Origin of the sequence: Sorangium sp. So ce117, assembly GCF_051524395.1 — a bacterium.
GTDB lineage: Bacteria > Myxococcota_A > Polyangia > Polyangiales > Polyangiaceae > Sorangium > Sorangium cellulosum_B.
Genome location: NZ_CP150309.1, coordinates 10789616 through 10809219, shown reverse-complemented (window position 1 = coordinate 10809219; position 19604 = coordinate 10789616). Strand labels below are relative to the sequence as shown.

The 19604-nt window shown below is 69.7% G+C and carries 5 protein-coding genes; 2 read left to right on the top strand and 3 right to left on the bottom strand.

Annotation, left to right across the window (positions count from 1 at the left end; all coding sequences use genetic code 11):
- Positions 1-238: 238 nt before the first annotated feature.
- Together WMF46_RS40490 and WMF46_RS40485 are read left to right on the top strand one after the other, a co-directional pair.
- Positions 239-2896, top strand: a complete 2658-nt coding sequence (locus WMF46_RS40490; protein ID WP_437982109.1) for a DEAD/DEAH box helicase — start codon at positions 239-241, stop codon at positions 2894-2896.
- A gap of 402 nt (positions 2897-3298) precedes the next feature.
- Positions 3299-4495 (top strand): PAS domain-containing protein, encoded by a 1197-nt coding sequence (locus WMF46_RS40485; RefSeq protein WP_437982108.1) that lies wholly within the window; start codon positions 3299-3301, stop codon positions 4493-4495.
- Between the two features lie 95 nt (positions 4496-4590).
- Here the strand turns inward: WMF46_RS40485 and WMF46_RS40480 are convergent, their stop codons facing one another.
- The 3 genes from WMF46_RS40480 to WMF46_RS40470 all read right to left on the bottom strand — a co-directional run bounded on the left by WMF46_RS40480 (position 4591) and on the right by WMF46_RS40470 (position 19470).
- Positions 4591-10881: an AAA family ATPase gene (locus WMF46_RS40480; protein ID WP_437982107.1), complete on the bottom strand. Its 6291-nt coding sequence runs from the start codon at positions 10879-10881 to the stop codon at positions 4591-4593.
- Positions 10882-11164: 283 nt separating this feature from the next.
- Positions 11165-13186 (bottom strand): ATP-binding protein, encoded by a 2022-nt coding sequence (locus tag WMF46_RS40475; protein WP_437982106.1) that lies wholly within the window; start codon positions 13184-13186, stop codon positions 11165-11167.
- Positions 13183-19470, bottom strand: coding sequence for an AAA family ATPase (locus tag WMF46_RS40470; protein WP_437982105.1), 6288 nt, complete (start codon positions 19468-19470; stop codon positions 13183-13185). Before WMF46_RS40470 ends, WMF46_RS40475 begins: the two co-directional genes overlap by 4 nt.
- Between the last annotated feature and the right edge of the window lie 134 nt (positions 19471-19604).

Here is a 19604-nt window from a genome sequence, read left to right as displayed (position 1 = left end):
TCGTCGTTCGCGCTGAAGATCCGGCGGTGGGTGGCGCGGAGCTTGACGAGCCGGCGCCCTCATCCCCGGCCGAAGACGATACCCTGCGGTTTTCTCTGGCCGGTATGCAGCTCAAGTTTTCTGTGCTTCATCGAGCGGGATCGAGCGACCCGGTAGCTTCGTGCACGCTCGAGATCGCACGTCCTCCGCGCTGCGCGAGGGGGCTGCGCCGCGTGGCGTTCGATTTGATGATAAATGGATGACTCCAAATGCAACGCTCGGCTCGCTCCTCTGGGCTGTTGCGAACATCCGGCGGCTGCGGCAAAGCTGCGCCGTGCGCCCTGCCTTGATCGAGCCGACCCGCTGGGATTCCCCGCGATGCGATGACTACGAGGATATCGACGCGGTCCGCCGGTACGAGCGCGAGGTGCGCGTCTATCGAGCGCACAGCGAGCCCTTCTCCGTCACGCCGCTCAGCGGTCGAGTCGACGGCGACTACGCCGTGGCGAGCGGGAGCGGGGGGCGGTACGTCGTCGATCTCGTGGACGCCGGCGCGCGCCACGACACCTGCTCTTGCCCTGATTTCCTGGGCAATCAGCTCGGCACGTGCAAGCACCTCGAGGCCGTGCGCCGCGCGGTCGCGGAGCGCCCGGCGTGGCGCCGCGCGCTCGCCCGGATCGACGCGCCGGCGCGGCCCACGCTCACGGTCGACGCGCAGGACGGCCTGCGCCTGCTCGCGGTCGGCGCGTGGCCCGCGTCGCTCCGCGAGGAGCGCGCGCGCCTCGTCCAGGCGGGCGGCCTGCTGAGGATGGCGCCGGAGGGAGCTCTCGGGAATCACGCGCCCGCGGCCCGGATCGTCCACGCGGCGCTGCCGGCGGCGGAGCGGCTCGCGGGGGGGATCTGGCACAAGCGCCGCCAGCGCTCACTCCAGGCGCGGGCGGGCCGCGAGCACGATGCGCTGGAGGCCCTCGGGCTGCCGCTCTTCCCGTACCAGCGCGAGGGCGTGCTCCACCTCTTCCGCAACGGGCGGGCGCTGCTCGCCGACGACATGGGCCTCGGCAAGACCCTCCAGGCGATCGCCGCGTGCGAGCTCTTGCGGCGCCGCGGCGAGGCGCGGCGGGTCCTCATCGTCACGGCGGCGTCGCTCAAGCACCAGTGGGCGCAGGAGATCGCGCGGTGGACGGGCGAGCGCGCCGCGGTGCTCGGCGGCTCTCCCGCGCAGCGCACGGGGGCGCTCGCGCTCGAGGCGGCGTACACGGTGCTGAGCTACGAGCTCACCTGGCGCGAGCTCTCGCGGCTCCAGGCGCTCGCGGCGGACGTGCTGGTGCTCGACGAGGCGCAGCGCGCGAAGAACTTCCGCACCAAGACGGCCGCGACGCTGCGCGCGATCCCGTCGCGCTTCCTGTTCGTCCTCACGGGGACGCCGGTCGAGAACCGCCTCGACGACCTGTACGCGCTGCTGCAGCTCGTCGACCCCACGCTGCTCGGGCCGCTCTGGCGGTTCAACGCCGACTTCCACCGCCAGGACGAGCGGGGAAGGATCGTCGGCTACCGGAACCTCGGGGAGCTGCGGCAGCGCGTCGCGCCGGTCACGCTCCGGCGCGAGCGGGCCGAGGTGCTGCTCGATCTGCCGCCGCTCCTCGAGCAGACGCGGTACACGCCGCTCACGCGGGAGCAGCGCGAGCTCGAGGCGGACTACCGCGCGCAAGCGGCCCGGCTGATCGCGATCGCGGAGCGCCGGGCGCTGCGCAAGGAGGAGCTGGACCGGCTCATGATGATGCTCATGAAGGCGCGGCAGGCGTGCAACGCGCTCGAGCTGTGCGATCCGAGGCGCCGCAAGAAGGCATCGCCGAAGCTCGACGAGCTGGAGGCGCTGATCGCCGAGGTGACGGCGCAGCCCCGGAACAAGGTCATCGTGTTCTCCGAGTGGGTGGGGATGCTGGAGCTGGCCAGCGAGCGGCTCGACCGGCTGCGCGTCGGGCACGCGATGCTCCACGGCGACGTGCCGACAGAGCGCCGCCCGGCGCTGCTCGACCGGTTCCGGGACGACCCGGCGGTGCGGGTGCTCCTGAGCACGGACGCCGGCGGGGTAGGGCTCAACCTGCAGGCGGCGAGCTACGTCGTGCACCTGGATCTGCCGTGGAACCCGGCGCGCCTCGACCAGCGCACGGCGCGCGCGCACCGCCTGGGCCAGGCGCGCAGCGTGAGCGTGACCTACCTGTGCGCCGAGGAGGGCATCGAGCGAGGCATCGAGGGCATCCTGAGCGACAAGCGCAAGGTGCTGGTGGCGTCGCTCCGCGCCGACTCCACGGTGGAGGAGCTCTCGGCGCCGAGCTTCTCGGTGGTGCTGCGCGAGATGCGGGAGGTGCTGGCGGTGGCGGAGGGAGCCGAAGCGACGGAAGCGGACGCGACCGAGGAGGGGGGCGGCGACGTCCTGCCTGCGGCGAGCGGCGAGGGAGGCCAGGGCGCGCCGGGGACGAGGGGAGAGGCGACGCACGAGAAGGGCGACGGACAGGCGCGCTGGCCGTCGGCGGGCCCTCGCCCTCCGGCGGAGACCGCCCGGAACGCGGCAGCGGACAGGCTTCGGCTCGCGCGGGTGGTGCTGGACGCCGGCTTCGCCGCGGACGCCGCTCGCGCAGCCTACGAGGCGCTCGCCGGGACCATCGCGGGCATGCTGGAGGGGCCAGCGCCCGAGTCGCACGCGGCCCTCATCGCGGGCGTGTACCGCGACCTCGTGCCGGCCGGCGGGCTGCCCATCGAGGCCCACGCCGTGCTCGCGCGGCTCCACGACCTCGGCGCCCTCGCGCGCGCGGGCGTGCCGCTCGACGCGGCGCTCGCCAGGTCGGCCGTCGACGAGGCGACGAGCTGGGTCGAGCGGCTGGGGAGTGCGTCGCTCGAGCGCGCGGCCGAGCGGTAGCCTGATCCGGACATCGCGTCTCGCCGGGATCTCGGCGCGCGAGCCGGGCGCCGTACCGCCCCCAGCACGATCATGGGATGCGAGTCAGTCCGGCGATTCCGGCGGTCGTGGCTTGTGAAGCGGGCCCGAAGAACACGGCTCTAGAGACTCGGCAACTGCATGGTTCCGACGTAGAGCTTCCCGTACGGGACTCGCCGGAGGAGCCCTCGCGGTGGGCGGAGGAGGCGCGCGCGGCTGCAGCGGCAGGGAAGAAGATGCCGCGACGAGGAGGCGCCGGCCAGGAAGAGGGCGGCGAAGACGAGTTTGGAAAACATGGCGTCGTGTGATCGCCTGAGCGTCGCGGCGCGCCCCCCGCCTTGACTCGGAATTGCGATGCCGCGTGAAACAGGGTGAAGTGGTGTCATGAGCGAGGGGAACGGGAGCGCCTTCACGGATCTGTTCGAGCGCCTGCCGACGGCGGTTCATGTCTACCGCTGCGACGGGGCCGAGGGCACCGCGGAGCCGCGCTTCGTCGCGGCGAACCCGGCGGCCGTGCGCGCCCTCGGCCGCGGCGCAGCGGGCGCGCGCGTCGAGGAGGTGTTCCCGGCCCTGCGAGGCGCGGGCATCTCCGAGCTCTGCGCCCGCGTGGCACGATCGGGCTCGCCCGCCTCCCTGGGAGAGGTCCGCCTGGGCGCGGGCGACGGCGGCGCGCCCGTCCTGCTGGTCAAGGCATTCCCACTCGGAGAAGGGTGTGTGGGCGTCGTGTTCGAGGACGTGAGCGGGCTCAAACAGGCGCACGCGGAGGAGCTGCGCCTCCTCCGGATCGCTTGCCAGGCCGCCATCGACGTGGTGCCCGATATCCTGTTCGTCAAGAGCGCCGACGGGCAACGCTATGTCTTCAGCAACAAGGCCGGCGCGGAGGGCGTCGGTCTGACGACCGAGACCATCGTCGGGAAACGCAACGACGATCTCTTCCCGCCGGAGGTCGCCAGGCACCTCACCGAGATGGACGAGCGCATCGCCGCCGGGCACGAGCGAGCCCTCTTCGAGGAGGAGCTGCCGCTCGAGGACAAGCGGACGCGGAGCTTTCAGACGACGAAGGTGCCTGTCCGCGACAGGGACGACAAGCCCCTTTACATCGTGGGCCTCGTGCGGGACGTGACCCGTCAAAAAGAGGTCGAGCTGGACCTGGCGAGGGCGCGGGAGAGCCTCCTCGACACGATCCGGCAGCTGTCCACGCCCGTGCTGCCGATCCACCACGGCGTGCTCGTCGTGCCCTTGATAGGGCAGATGGACAGCGAGCGGGGGGAGCGGCTCACGGAGACCTTGCTCGACGGCATCCAGCGACACCAGGCGGAGATCGTCATCATCGACATCACGGGCGTGATGACGGTCGACACGTCCGTGGCGAGCCGCTTGATCCAGGCGACGCGGGCCGCGGCGCTGCTCGGCGCCGAGTGTGTGCTGGTCGGGATCGCGCCGTCGATCGCCCAGACGCTGGTGCAGCTCGGGGTCGATTTCGGAGCGCTGATCACGCGCGGCGATCTCCGGGCCGGCGTGGCCTATGCGCTCGATCGAAAGGGCACGTCGGCGCAGAGGATAGGACCGCATCGGCGTTGACCAAGAACCTGGCCCAGCGTGCACGCCGAGATGGGCGGGCACGTCATCCACGATGAGGATAACGCGGGTGCGCGGACCGGGTGCCGAGGTGCTGCTCATGGTCGCTGCCCGCCCTCCGTGTACGGCGGCAGCTCCAGCCCCACCATCGCCATCGGCTCGACCCCCAGCAGGAGCTCCTCGACCAGGGTGAGGAGCGCCTGAGACTGGTAGTCCTGCGCGAGGCGATCGAGGCGGTCGGCGAAGGGGCGGTAGCGCTCGCCCAGGGTGATCAGGTAGGCGGCCCGCTTTCGGATGTCGCGCATGTTGCCCTCCAGGGCCAGGGCATGGAGGACTTCCATCTCCTCCCGGGGAGGCGCCACGAGCGCCGCGGCGCCCCTGTCCCCGGCCTGCTCCTCGGCCGGTCTGGCATAGACCCAGGTGAGCCCGAGCTGGGCGCCGATGATCCGCAGCAGGCTTTCCTGGTCGATCGGCTTGCTGAGGAAGGCGTCGGCGCCGGCGGCGACGCTCTCCGCCTGGTCTTCCTCGTTGGCGCTCGCGGAGACGACGATGAACGGCAGCCGCGCGAGCCCACGAGCCTGGCGGTCGCGACGAATGCAATGAATGGCTTTCAGGCCGCCCATCACGGGCATGACCAGATCCATCACCACCAGATCCGGCGACGCCGCCATCGCCTGCTCGATGGCCTCCTGGCCATTGGCCGCCTCGCAGACCTCGAAGCCCAAGCTGCTCAGCAGGTCCGAGAGCACTGCCCGATTGCCCACCATATCGTCGGCGACAAGCACCTTCCGGCGCGGCCCCTCGTAGTCGACGGCGACCCGCTCCGAAGGCCGGAGGGACGCTGCGATCTCGGCCACCGGCAAGGTTGCATCGAACCAGAAGCGGCTGCCTTCGTCGGGCCGGCTCTCGACGTGGATCTCGCTGCCCATGAGGTGCACCAGCTGGCGGCTGATCATGAGCCCGAGGCCGGTGCCCGGGCGGCGCCGCACATCCCCCACGCGCCCGAAAGGCTGGAAGAGCCTGGCCAGCTGCTCCGGCGTCATTCCGACGCCGGTATCCTCGACCTCGAAGCGCAGGCGCGCCCCGGTCTCGTCGGTCTCGTCCTGGGCCAGCACCTGCACCCCGAAGCGCACCCGCCCCCGATCGGTGAACTTCACCGCGTTGCCGAGGAGGTTGAGCAGGACCTGGCGCAGGCGCTTCTCGTCGGCCAGCACCGCCTGGGGCAGGAGGGGCGTGACCTCGTAGACGAAGTGAAGGCTCTTCTGCTCCGCCCTGACGCGGATGATGTCGGCGACGACCGTCAGGAAGGCCGAGAGATGGATCGGTTCGGGGTAGAGCTCGATCTTGCCGGCCTCGATCTTGGCGAGGTCCAGAAGATCGTTGATGAGGGTCAAGAGGTGCTGTCCGCTCTGCTGGATGGTCTCCAGCCCCGTCGTCTGGCGGTCGTCGAGCCCCGGGGAGCGCTTGAGGATCTGTGCGTAGCCGAGGATGGCGTTGAGCGGCGTGCGCAGCTCGTGGCTCATGTTCGCCAGGAACTCGGTCTTCGCTCGGCTCGCGGCTTCGGCCGTCTTGCGGGCCTGGCGCTCGGCCTCGGCCTGCTTGCGCTCGGTGACGTCGGTGGAAATGCCGCAGATGGCATAGGGCTGCCCCGCCGCGTTGCACAGGGGATACTTGAGCGAGATGTAGGTGTGCAGCCCATCGTCCTGTGAAGCCTCTTCCTCGGCCTGCAGCGCCGTTCCGGTGGCCACCACCTCCTGGTCGACAGCGCGGTAGGCATCGGCGCGCTCCCTGGGAAAGACATCGTAGTCGGTTCGGCCGACGATCGCTTGCTCACTGACGTGGAACAGCTCGGCGTAGCGCCGGTTGATCATCAGGTAGCGACCCTCGAGATTCTTGAGGGAGATGACGGCTGTCGAGTTGTCGACGATCGACTGGAGGAGCTCTTTGCTGTCGCGCACGGCCTGCTCGGCGCGCCGTCGTTCGCTGTTCTCCTGGAGGAGGTCGGCGTAGAGCGTGGCATTGGCGATCGAGATGGCGGCCTGGGCGGAGAGCAGCTCCAGCACGGAGAGCCGCTCCGGGGTGAACGCGCCTGCGATGAGGTCGTTTTCCATGTAGAGCAGCCCCACGAGCTCCGCCTGCCGCAGGATGGGCAGGCAAAGGACGGATCTGGGGTATTGCTGGTGGAGGTCGTCGCTGGCGACGATGGGATTCCGTGCCGTCCCGTCGTCCAGGATCACCTTTTCCCGGCTGCGCCGGACGTAGTTGAGCAGGGACGCCGGCAGGTCCGACGGGGAGGCTTCGGGCTCGTGGGGAATACGCACCTCGATCCGGGGCCCCTCCGCCCTCGCCTCGGCCGTCAAGAACAGGGTCTCGCCGCGGGCGAGGAGCAGGCAGCCCCGCCTCGCGCCGGCGTTCTTCACCAGGATGCGCATCAGGGTGTCGAGCAGGCGGTCGAGGACGATCTCTCCCGAGATGGCCTGAGAAGCCTTGAGCACCGAGCTGATGTCGAGGGCGGCGCCGGTGGGCGCGTCGGCCTCCGGGCCCGTCGCGACGCGGAGGATCTCGCTGGGGACGAGGTCGGGGTACGCGCGCTCGAGGCGGCGCATCGCACAGGGAGCGCCCCACCGGCCGTAGGCCCTGTGCGCCTCGGTGAGGTAGGCGCGGGCGATGGTGGTCTTGCCGAGCGCGCGGAAGAAGAGGCCGGCGAGCTCGTTGGCGAGCGCCTCGTCGTGGAGGTAGCCGCCGCGCTGCGCGAGGGCGATCGCCTCGTCGTAACGATCCCCTGCCGCGGCGCGCGCGTCACCGCGGACGCGCGCCATCTCGGCGCGGAGCAGGGCGCTGCGGTGCGCCAGGTTCTCCGGGCAGAGCTCCGCCCAGCGCGAGAGTTTTTCGGCAAAGACCTCCGCGCGGGCGAGGAAGAGCGCGCGCTCTTCCGGGGAGACCACGTCCGCCGCCTGCGTGAACGCGACGCCGGCGTAGAAATGGAACGCGGAGGTGCCGTGCCAGGCCACCCCGTTCGGGATCTCGATGTTCAGCGGGAGCGCGGTGCGCGCCGCTTCCTCGAACGCGCCCTGGAAGACGCCGAGGAGAATGACATAGAAGGTGGCGAAGAAGAGCATGCCCTGGCTGTCGATCCGGCGGGCCTCCTCGATCACCTCGTCGATGTCGACCCATGCGCCTTTGAGCTTGGCCGGGCACGCGGTCTCGTTCGAGAGCTGATGCGCGAGCTGTCCGACCGCGCCGACCATCCAGGTGATGGCGTTGAACTGGTCGAGCTTGCGTATCGGCTGATAGCTCTGCACCTCGGCGAGGAGGTCGGCGAGCGGCAGGCCGCGGAGGAGGCTGTTCGTGACGCAGTTCGCCGAGCTGTAGAACGCCCAGATGTACTGGCCCGTCTCCAGCCCGGCGTGCACCCCTGCGAACAGCGACTCTTTGCAGGCGGCATAGCCTTCTCTCCAGTGCTGCACGAAGCCGCCCCACATGTCGCGGAGCATCGCCTCGGACTTCTTGTCCGGGTAGCGCTCCCAGAGGTCGACGGCGGCGCGGCCGAAGCAGTAGCCGAGCGCGATGTCGCCACGGCCGCAGAGGAACATCCCGAAGTTAAGGCAGCCGAAGAGCGCGTGCTTCGACAGCCCGTGGCGGAACGCGTTTTCGAGGACCTTCGCGACGACGATGCCGAGGTGGTTGGGGCTCAAGAACCAGCAGGGAGAGGAGAGCTCCTCGAGCACGTCCTGCATGGCGCGGATCTCCGGGTCCGCGAGCGGCGGCAGGTCGGGCAGCGCCTCGAGCGTCTTTTCCCGGACGACATCCAGCGTTGCCCGGATCTGGGCATCGACCATGGCCTGATCGGGGAGCGCGGGCAGGTCGAGCCCGAGCGGGCGCAGGGCCGCGAGCCCTTCTGCGAGCGCGGCGGGCAGGTCGTTCTTGAGCACCTGCACGTTCATCTTGAGCCGCCGCACCTCGGTGCGATCGAGCCGGCTCGCGGCCCGCTCCAGGCACCCGGAGAGGAGCGCGAGGGCGTCGTCGTGCCGACCGCAGAGCGAGAGCATGAGTGCTGTCTTCATCGCGTACCTGAGGCGGAGCGGGTACTGAGACGTCCACGCGTCCTCTGGAAGGCGCAGGAGGCCGAGCTCCAGGTAGCGCAGGGCGGCGCCGAAGGCGGCCGAGTCCTCGGCGCGGCAGGCGGCATCGAGGCTCATGCGGGCGAGGGAAAGGCGCTCCGCGGGGTCCGACACGAGGTCGCCAGCGCTGTTCAGGTGGCCGACGACGTCGAAGAGGCTCTGGCTCTCGGAGAGGTCCAGCTTGCCCGCGAGCAGACGGCCGATCCGGAGGTGGAAGGCGGGCCGGTCCGCCACCGGGATCATCGCGTAGGCGCCCTCCTGGATCTTGTCATGAGTGAAGTGGTATCCCTCGCGCCCGGGCGTCACGAGCCCCTCGCTCACGGCGGGATCGAGGCGGCCGTACGCCTCTTCCGGCGAGCACTCGCTCACCGTGGCGAGCATGCCGAGCTCGAACCGGTTGCCGATCGCCGCGGCCAGCTTGAGCGCCTCGACCGCCTCCGGCCGCAGGCGCGCGATGGTGCGCGCCATGAGGTCGACGACGTTGTCCGTGTACGCGAGCGCGTCGATCCGGGCGAGGTCCCATCTCCAGCCTGACCCGGCCGCGAACGTGAGCACGCCGTGGTCGTGCAGCGACCGGACGAACTGCTTGACGAAGAAGGGGTTGCCGCCCGTCTTCTTCTGCACCGCATCGACGAGCGGCCCGCAGTCGTCGCACGTGAGGCTGTCCGAGAGCATCTGGAGCAGGTGGGGGCGCGCGAGCGGTGCGAGGACGATGTCGCGCACGACGAGCCCGGCGTGCTCGAGCTCCTCGATGGTCCGGACGAACGGGTGCCCGGGCGACACCTCGTTGTCGCGGTAGGCGCCGCAGAAGAAGAGCGCCTCGAGCGAGTCGTCGGCGAGCAGAGAGCGGAGCAGCCCGAGGCTCGCGGCGTCGATCCATTGCAGATCGTCGAGGAACAGGACGAGCGGGTGCGCACCGCGCGCGAACACCGAGACGAACAGCAAGAAGCACCGGTTCAGGCGGTTCTGCGCCTCGAGCGGGTCGAGCGCCGGCACGGGCGGCTGCGGGCCGACCACATGGTAGAGCGAGGGGATGACGTCGCAGACGACCTGCGCGTTCGGCCCGAGCGCCTCGAGGACCGCGCTCCGCCAGCGCTGGATGCGCGTATCGCTCTCGGTGAGGATCTGCCGCACCAGGCCGTCGAAGGCCTGGATCACCGCGCTGTAGGGCGCGTCGCGGTTGTACTGGTCGTACTTGCCGCTGGTGAAATAGCCCCTCTGCCGCGCGAGCGGCTTCAAGATCTCCTGAACGAGCGAGGACTTGCCGATGCCGGAGTAGCCGGAGACGAGGACGCTCTCGCGGCTGCCCTCGAGGGCGCGCTCGAAGGCGGCGGTCAGCGCCTCGATGTCGTGCTCGCGGCCGTAGAGCTTCTGGTGGATCCGGAACAGGTCCTGGCGATCGCGCTGGCCCGCGGCGAAGGGCTCGATCGTGCCCGTGCGGCGCAGGGCCTCGCGGCAGCGTTCGAGGTCGGCGAGCAGGCCCTCGGCGCTCTGGTAGCGGTCCTCGGCGTTCTTCGCGAGCAGCTTGAGCACGACGCCGGAGACAGCGTCGGGGATGGCCGGGTCGAGGCGGGACGGCGGCGCGGGAGCGAGGGCGAGGTGCGCGTGGATGAGCTCCATCGGGTCCAGGGCCTCGAAGGGGCGCTGGCCCGTGAGCATCTGGTAAAGGATCACGCCGAGCGCGTAGAAGTCCGTCCGGTAGTCGACACCGCGGTTCATGCGGCCCGTCTGCTCGGGGGAGACGTAGGGCAGCACGTCGGCGAGCACCGCGGGCGCGTAGAGCCGCTCGTGGGCGCGGGTGATCTCGGCGTCGACGCCGAAGCTGGTGATCTTGACCGCGCCGGATGCGCCGACGAGCACGTTGTGAGGGCGCAGATCGCGGTGGATGAGCCCCGCGGCGTGGACGGCGGCGAGGCCTTCGGCGAGGGCGGCCGCGAGATCGAGCGCCTCGCAGAGAGGCATTCTGCGCGACGGGCGCGCGGCGAGGAGCCGCGCGAGATCGGGGCCCGGGAAGTCCTCGAGAACGACCATCAGGGCGCCGGCGAGCTCCTCGACGGCGTGCAGGGCGACGAGGCGGGGTGAGGCGAGCTGCGCGATGCGCTCGCACTGGTGCTTGAAGCGCGCGACCTCGGCGCGAGTCGCCCTTTCGGCGCGCAGGACTTTCAGCAAGACGGGGACACCGTCGCCCTCGCGGCACGCGCGGATCAAGCTGAAATCAGCGTGTTCCTCGATCTTCTCGCGGAGCGCGTAGCCTCTTTCGACGAACATCGATGGCCTAACCTCGCTCGCCTGCCCGTGAAAGGTGGTGCATTCAACCAGTTATATCTCCGAAGGGGACATCTGGCACCGAGCTGTGCCGCCAGGGGGTTGGCCGTGCCCACGCCCCCGGCCCGCGAACATCCTAGCGAACCAGGTTCAGGCGCAGCCGCCGAACGGGGTGACCCACCGGGAGTCCCCGCAGGGGACGCGGCACCCGGCCAACCGCTCCGAGTCCGACGCGCCGGGCTCGGGAGTGGCCCCGAAGCCGGTACGCTGGGGTGACCAGCTCCGGCTATGTGGAGTGGCTCGCCGCGCTCTCGGTCGAGAGCGGCAGCTCGACGCAGAAGGTCGAGCCCTGGCCGACCTCGCTCGACAGGCGAATTCGTCCGCCGTGCGCCTCGACGATGGTGCGCGTGATATAGAGGCCGAGCCCGAGCCCGCCATAATTCCGCGACGAGACGCCGCGGCGAAATCGCTCGAAGAGCTGCGTCCTCACCTCGGCCGGGATCCCGAGCCCGTGGTCGGCCACCGAGAGCCGCGCGACCCCGCCTTCCGCGGTGATGGTGATCTCGATCGGCGCGCGTTCCCCGAACTTGATGGCGTTGGTCAGGAGGTTGGTCACGACCTGTTCGAGGCGGTACCGGTCCCACCAGCCGGTGATCGGCTGCTCGGCGCGCACGGCGAGCGTGCTGCCCGACTGCGTGAGCTGGTCGCCGAGCTGGGCGACGATCTCGGCGACCAGCTCGCGCAGATCGACGGGCGCCCGGTCCAGCTCGAGCCTCCCCGCCTGGATGCGGGAGACATCGAGGAGCATGTCGACGAGGTTGGAGAGGCGCTTGATCTGGCGGCCGGAGAGGGCGACCGCCGATCGCACGCGCTCGGCGTCCATGCCCCGCGAGAGCCTTTGCCCCAGCGATTGGATGGAGAGCTGCAGGGAGGTGACCGGGGTGCGGAGCTCGTGCGAGGCGATGAGGAGGAACTCGTCCCGCAGACGGGTGGCCTCCTCCGCCGCCGCGCGCGCGCGGCGCTCGTCCAGGAGGAGCCGATCGCGCTGCTGCTCGGCGTGCACGCGCGCGGTGATGTCGCGGAAGCTCCAGACCCGCCCGGCCACGCGCGCTCCGAGGCGCTGGGGCTGCGTATAACACTCGAAGACCCGCTCGTTCCCAAGCGGGAACGTATCGAAGGCGCTGGCCTCGGGATCGGCATAGAGGTCACGGACGCTTCGCAGGAACAGCTCGGGCTCGCGGAGCTGGCCGCCGACGAAAGCGAGGAGCACATCGGCCGATCCGCCGTCGAGGACATCGGTGGGAATGCTCCACATCTGCGCGAGCCTGTGGTTATGGCGCACGACGCGCCTCGCGCCGTCGACGACCAGGATGCCGTCCGCCGTCGACTCGAGCGTGGCCTCGAGGAGTGAGTAGGAATGGCGCAGCACGTCCTCGGCGTGCTTGCGGCCCGTGATCTCGGTGGCGATACCGCAAATGCCATCAGGTTCGCCGGCGGGGCCGCAAAGGGGGAACTTGAGAGAGATGTACGTGCGTGCGCCGTCGCGCTGGGGGGCCACCTCGTCGAGCTCCATGGCCCGATTCTGCTGCAGGACGAGCAGGTCGTTGGCGCGATACGCCTCGGCCTGCTCGGGTGGGAAGACGTCGTGGTCGGTCTTGCCGATGACCTGCTCGCGGCGCATCTGGAAGAGCTCTTCCCACCCGCGGTTGACGAGCATGTAGCGGCCCTCGATGTCCTTGGCGAAGACGACGGAGGCCGTGTTGTCGACGATGGCCTGGAGCAGATGCTGGCTCTCGCGGAGAGCGGCGTTCGAGCTGGCCAGCTCGGCCGTGCGCTCTCGCACCCGCTGCTCCAGCTCTTGATGGACACGCTGCAGCTCGGCGTTCTTCTCTTCGAGCTGCTTCTGCGCCTCGCGCAGGCTCATGTGCGTCGTGATCCGTGCTATCACCTCTCCGATCTCGAATGGTCTGGTGATGTAATCGACGCCCCCGGCCCTGAACCCCACGAGCTTGTCAGCCGCGTCGGTCAGGCAGGTCATGAAGAGCACCGGGATGTCTCGAGTTCTTTCAGCCTCTTTCAGGCGCCGGCAGGTCTCGAAGCCGTCGATGCCAGGCATCAACACGTCCAGCAGGATCAGGTCGGGTCTCATGAGGCTGGCCCGCTTCAAGGCCTCTTCACCGCCCTGCGCGACGAGCACGCGATGACCTATGCATTCCAGGCTATCCACCAGCACGCCGAGATTGGCGGGCACGTCATCGACGATGAGGATGACGCGGGTGCGCGGACCGGGTGCCGAGGTGCTGCTCATGGTCGCTGCCCGCCCTCCGTGCACCGCGGCAGCTCCGGCCCCACCATCGGCATCGGCTCGGCCCCCTGCAGGCGCTCCTCGACCAGGGTGAGGAGCGCCTGGGACTGGTAGTCCTGCGCGAGGCGATCGAGGCGGTCGGCGAAGGGGCGGTAGCGCTCGCCCAGGGTGATCAGGTAGGCGGCCCGCTTTCGGATGTCACGCATGTTGCCCTCCAGAACCAGGGCATGGAGGACTTCCATCTCCTCCCGGGGAGGCGCCACGAGCTCCGCGGCGCCCCTGTCCCCGGCCTGCTCCTCGGCCGGTCTGGCATAGACCCAGGTGAGCCCGAGCTGGGCGCCGATGATCCGCAGCAGGCTTTCCTGGTCGATCGGCTTGCTGAGGAAGGCGTCGGCGCCGGCGGCGACGCTCTCCGCCTGGTCCTCCTCGTTGGCGCTTGCGGAGACGACGATGAACGGCAGCCGCGGGAGCCCCCGAGCCTCGCGATTGCGGCGAATGCAATGGATGGTCTCGAGGCCGCCCATCACGGGCATGACCAGATCCATCACCACCAGATCCGGCGACGCCGCGATCGCCTGCTCGATGGCCTCCTGGCCATTGGCCGCCTCGCAGACCTCGAAGCCCAGGCCGCTCATCAGGTCCAGAAGCACCGCCCGATTGCCCACCACGTCATCGGCGACAAGCACCTTCCGGCGCGGCCCCTCGTAGCCGACGGCGACCCGCTCGGAAGGCCGGAGGGGCGTTGCGATCTCGGTCACCGGCAGGGCCGCGTCAAACCAGAAGCGGCTGCCTTCGTCGGGCCGGCTCTCGACGTGGATCTCGCTGTCCATGAGGTGCACCAGCTGGCGGCTGATCATGAGCCCGAGGCCGGTACCCGGACGGCGTCGCACATCCCCCACGCGCCCGAAAGGCTGGAAGAGCTTGGCCAGCTGCTCCGGCGTCATTCCGACGCCGGTATCCTCGACCTCGAAGCGCAGGCGCGCCCCGGTCTCGTCGGTCTCGTCCTGCGCCAGCACCTGCACCCCGAAGCGCACCCGCCCCCGATCGGTGAATTTCACCGCGTTGCCCAGGAGGTTGAGCAGCACCTGACGCAGGCGCTTCTCGTCGGCCAGCACTGCCCGGGGCAGGTGGGGCGTGACCTCGTAGACGAAGTGAAGGCTCTTCTGCTCCGCCCTGACGCGGATGATGTCGGCGACGACCGTCAGGAAGGCCGAGAGGTGGATCGGTTCGGGGTAGAGCTCGAGCTTGCCGGCCTCGATCTTGGCCAGATCCAGAAGATCGTTGATGAGGGTCAAGAGGTGCTGGCCGCTCTGCTGGATGGTATTCAGTCCCACCGCCTGGCGGTCTTCGAGATCCGGGGGGCGCTTGAGGATCTGTGCGTAGCCGAGGATGGCGTTGAGCGGCGTGCGCAGCTCGTGGCTCATGTTCCTCAGGAACTCGGTCTTCGCGTGGCTCGCGGCTTCGGCCGTCTTGCGGGCCTGGCGCTCGGCCTCGGCCTGCTTGCGCTCGGTGATGTCGGTGGAAATGCCGCAGATGGCATAAGGGTGCCCCGCCGCGTTGCACAGGGGGTACTTGAGAGAGATGTAGGTGTGCAGCCCATCGTCCTGGAGGGCCTCTTCCTCGGCTTGAAGCGCGGTTCCGGTGGCCAGCACCTCCTGGTCGACGGCGCGGTAGGCATCGGCCCGCTCCCTGGGAAAGACATCGTAGTCGGTCCGGCCGAGTATCGCTTGCTCACTGACGTGGAACAGCTCGGCGTAGCGCCGGTTGATCATCAGGTAGCGACCCTCGAGATCTTTGAGGGAGATGACCGCTGTCGAGTTGTCGACGATCGACTGGAGGAGCTCTTTGCTGTCCCGCACGGCCTGCTCGGCCCGCCGGCGTTCGCTGTTCTCCTGGAGCAGGTCGGCGTAGAGCGTGGCATTGGCGATCGAGATGGCGGCCTGGGCCGAGAGCAGCTCCAGCACCGAGAGCCGCTCCGGGGTGAACGCGCCGGCGATGAGGTCGTTTTCCATGTAGAGCAACCCCACGAGCTCCGCCTGCCGCAGGATGGGCAAGCAAAGGACGGATCTGGGGTATTGCTGGTGGAGGTCGTCGCTGGCAATGAGGGGATTCCGTGCGGCCCCGTCGTCCAGGATCACCTTCTCCCGGCTGCGCCGGACGTAGTTGAGGAGGGGGGCCGGAAGATCCGAAGGGGAGGTTTTGGGCTCGTGGGGAATACGCACCTCGATCTGGGTGCCCTCCGCCCTCGCCTCGGCCGTCAAGAACAGGGTCTCGCCGCGGGCGAGAAGCAGGCAGCCCCGCCTCGCGCCGGCGTTCTTGACCAGGATGCGCATGAGCGCGTCGAGCAGGCGGTCGAGGACGATCTCTCCCGAGATGGCCTGGGAGGCCTTGAGCACCGAGCCGAGGTCGAGGGCGGTGCTGGCGGGCGCGTCGGCCTCTGGACACGTCGCGCCGCGGAGGATCTCGCTGGGGACGAGGTCGGGGTACGCGCGCTCGAGGCGGCGCATCGCCTCGGTCGCGCCCCATCGGCCGTAGGCCCTGTGCGCCTCGGTGAGGTAGGCGCGGGCGATGGTGGTCTTGCCGAGCGCGCGGAAGGAGAGGCCGGCGAGCTCGTTGGCGAGCGCCTCGTCGTGGAGGTAGCCGCCGCGCTGCGCGAGGGCGATCGCCTCGTCGTAGCGCTCCCACGCCGCGCGCGCGTCGCCGTGGACGCGCTCGATCTCGGCGCCGAGCAGGGCGCTGCGGTGCGCCATGTTCTGCGGGCAGAGATCCGCCCAGCGCGAGAGTTTTTCAGCAAAGAGCTCCGCGCGGGCGAGGAAGAGCGCGCGCTCGTCCGGGGAGACCCCATCCGCCGCCTGCGTGAATGCGACGCCGAGGTAGCAATAGAGCGCGGGGCTGCCTTCCCAGGCTGCCAAGGTGGGGACCTCGAGGTCCAGCGAGAGGGCGGTCCGCGCCGCTTCCTCGAACGCGCCCTGGAAGACGCCGAGGAGCACGATGTGGAATTGGGCGAGGAATAGCGAGCCCTGGTTGCCCGTACGGCGGGCCTCCTCGATCACCTCGTCGATGTCGACCCACTCGCCCTTGAGCTGGGTCGGGTGCGCGGTCTCGACTGAGAGCTGATGCGCGAGCTGTCCGGCCGCGCCGACAACCCAGGTGATGGTGTTGCTCACGTCGAGCTTGCGTATCGGCTGGTAGCTCTGCGCCTCGGCGAGGAGGTCGGAGAGCGGGATGCCGCGCAGGACGCTGATCATGATGGCGTTGATCGCGTTGTAGAACGACCGGATGTACTGGCCCGTCTCGAGCCCGACGTGCATCCCCGCGAGCAGCGACTCATGGCAGGCGGCGTAGCCCTCTCGAATGTGCTGCACGAAGGCGCCCCAGAGGGCCAGGAGCCTCGGTTCGGACTTCTTGTCCGGGTAGCGTTCCGAAAGGTTGATGGCGGAGCGGCCGAAGCGGTAGCCGAGTTCGATGTCGCCACGGCCGGCGAGGAATGCCCCGAACATGACGCAGCCGTAGATCGTGTGCTGCGACAGGCCGTGGCGTAGCGTGTTCTCGAGGATTTTCGCGGTTGTGATGCCAAGGTTGTTGGGGCTCAAGAACCAAGTCGAATCGCAGAGCTCCTCGAGCACAGCCTGCATGGCCTGGATCTCAGGATCCGCGAGCGGCGGCAGGTCCGGTAGCGCCTCGAGCGTCTTTTCCCGGACGAGCGCCATCGTCGTCCGGATTTGGGCATCGACCATGGCTTCGTCGGGGAACGGAGGCAGGTCGATCCCGAACGGGCGCAGAGCCGCGAGCCCCTCCGCGAGCGCAGCGGGCAGGTCAGCCTTGAGCGCCTGCACGTTCATCTTGAGCCGCAGCACCTCGGTGCGATCGAGACGGCTCGCGGCGCGCTCCAGGCAATCGGAGAGGATCGCGAGGGCGTCGTCGTGCTGGCCCGAGAGCGAGAGCAAGAGGCCCGTCTTCATCGCGTACTTCAGGCGGAGCGGGTACTGCGACGTCCAGGCGTCCTCCGGAAGGCGCAGAAAACCGAGCTTCAGGTAGCGCAGGGCGGCGCCGAAGGCGGACGCGTCCTCGGCGCGGCGGGCGGCCTCGAGGCTCATGCGGGCGAGGGAAAGGCGCTCCGCGGGGTCCGACACGAGGTCGCCCGCGCTGTTCAGGTGGCCGACGACATCGAAGAGGCTCTGGCTCTCGGAGAGGTCCAGCTTGCCAGCGAGCAGCCGGCCGATCCGGAGGTGGAAGGCGGGCCGGTCCGCCTCCGGGATCATGGCGTAGGCGCCCTCCCGGACCTTGTCATGGGCGAAGCGGTAGCCCTCGCGCCCGGCCAGCACGAGCCCCTCGCTGACGGCGGGATCGAGGCGGCCGTACACCTCTTCCGGCGAGCACTCGCTCACCGTGGCGAGCATGTCGAGCTCGAACCGGCTGCCGATCGCCGCGGCGAGCTTGAGCGCCTCCACCGCCTCCGGCGGCAGGCGCGCGATGGTGCGCACCATGAGGTCGACGACATTGTCCGTGTACGCGAGCGCCTCGATCCGTGCGAGGTCCCAGCGCCAGCCTGACCCGGCAGCGAACATGAGCACGTCGTGAACGTGCAGCGACCGGACGAACTGCTTGACGAAGAACGGGTTGCCGCCGGTCTTCTTCTGCACCGCATCGACGAGCGGCCCGCAGTCGTCGCGCTTGAGGCAGTCCGAGAGCATCTCGAGGAGGTGGGGGCGCGCGAGGGGGGCGAGGACGATGTCGCGCACGACGAGCCCGGCGTGCTCGAGCTCCTCGATGGCCCGGACGAACGGGTGCCCGGGCGAAACCTCGTTGTCGCGGTAGGCGCCGCAGAAAAAGAGCGCCTCGAGCGAGTCGTCGGCGAGCAGAGAGCGGAGCAGCCCGAGGCTCGCGGCGTCGATCCACTGGAGATCGTCGAGGAACAGGACGAGCGGGTGCGCGCTGCGCGCGAACACCGAGACGAACAGCAAGAAGCACCGGTTCAGGCGGTTCTGCGCCTCGATCGGGCCGAGCGCCGGCACGGGCGGCTGCGCGCCGACCACATGGTAGAGCGAGGGGATGACGTCGCAGACGACCTGCGCGTTCGGCCCGAGCGCCTCGAGGATCGCGCTCCGCCAGCGCTGGATGCGCGCCTCGCTCTCGGTGAGGATCTGTCGCACCAGGCCGTCGAAGGCCTGGATCACCGCGCTGTAGGGCGCGTCGCGGTTGTACTGGTCGTACTTGCCGCTCGTGAAATAGCCCCTCTGCCGGGCGAGAGGCTTCAAGATCTCCTGCACGAGCGAGGACTTACCGATGCCCGAGTAGCCGGAGACGAGGACGCTCTCGCGGCTGCCCTCGAGGGCGCGCTCGAACGCGGCGGTCAGCGCCTCGATGTCCTGCTCGCGGCCGTAGAGCTTCTGGTGAATCCGGAACAGGTCCTGGCGATCGCGCTGGCCCGCGACGAAGGGCTCGATCGTGCCCGTGCGGCGCAGGGCCTCGCGGCAGCGCTCGAGGTCGGCGAGCAGGCCCTCGGCGCTCTGGTAGCGGTCCTCGGCGTTCTTCGCGAGCAGCTTGAGCACGACGCCGGAGATGGCCTCGGGGATCGTCGGGTCGACGCGGGACGGCGGCCCGGGAGCGAGGGCGAGGTGCGCGTGGATGAGCTCCATCGGGTCCAGGGCCTCGAAGGGGCGCTGGCCCGCGAGCATCTGGTAAAGGATCACGCCGAGCGCGTAGAGGTCCGTGCGGTGGTCGACGCCGCGGTTCATGCGGCCTGTCTGCTCGGGGGAGACATAGGGCAGCACGTCGGCGAGCACCGCGGGCGCGTAGAGCCGCTCGTGGGCGCGGGTGATCTCGGCGTCGACGCCGAAGCTCGTGATCTTGACCGCGCCGGATGCGCCGACGAGCACGTTGTGAGGGCGCAGATCGCGGTGGATGAGCCCCGCCGCGTGCACGGCGGCGAGGCCTTCGGCGAGCGCGGCCGCGAGATCGAGCGCCTCGCAGAGAGGCATTGTGCGCGAAGGGCGCGCGGCGAGGATCCGCGCGAGATCGCGGCCCGGGAAGTCCTCGAGAACGACCATCAGGGCGCCTGCGAGCTCCTCGACGGCGTGCAGGGCGACGAGGCGGGGTGAGGCGAGCTGCGCGATGCGCTCGCACTGGTGCTTGAAGCGCGCGACCTCGGCGCGAGTCGCTCTCTCCGCGCGCAGGACTTTCAGCAAGACCGGGACACCGTCGCTCTCGCGGCACGCGCGGAACAAGCTGAAATCAGCGTGTTCCTCGATCTTCTCGAGGCGCGCATACCCTCTTTCGACGATCATCAATAGCCTTGCTCGCCTGCCCGTGAAAGGTGGCGCATTCAACCAGTTATATCTCCGGAGGGGAGGTCTGGCACCGAGCTGTGCCGCCAGGGGGCTGGCGCTGCTCACGCTCCCCAGCCCGCCAGCATCCTAGC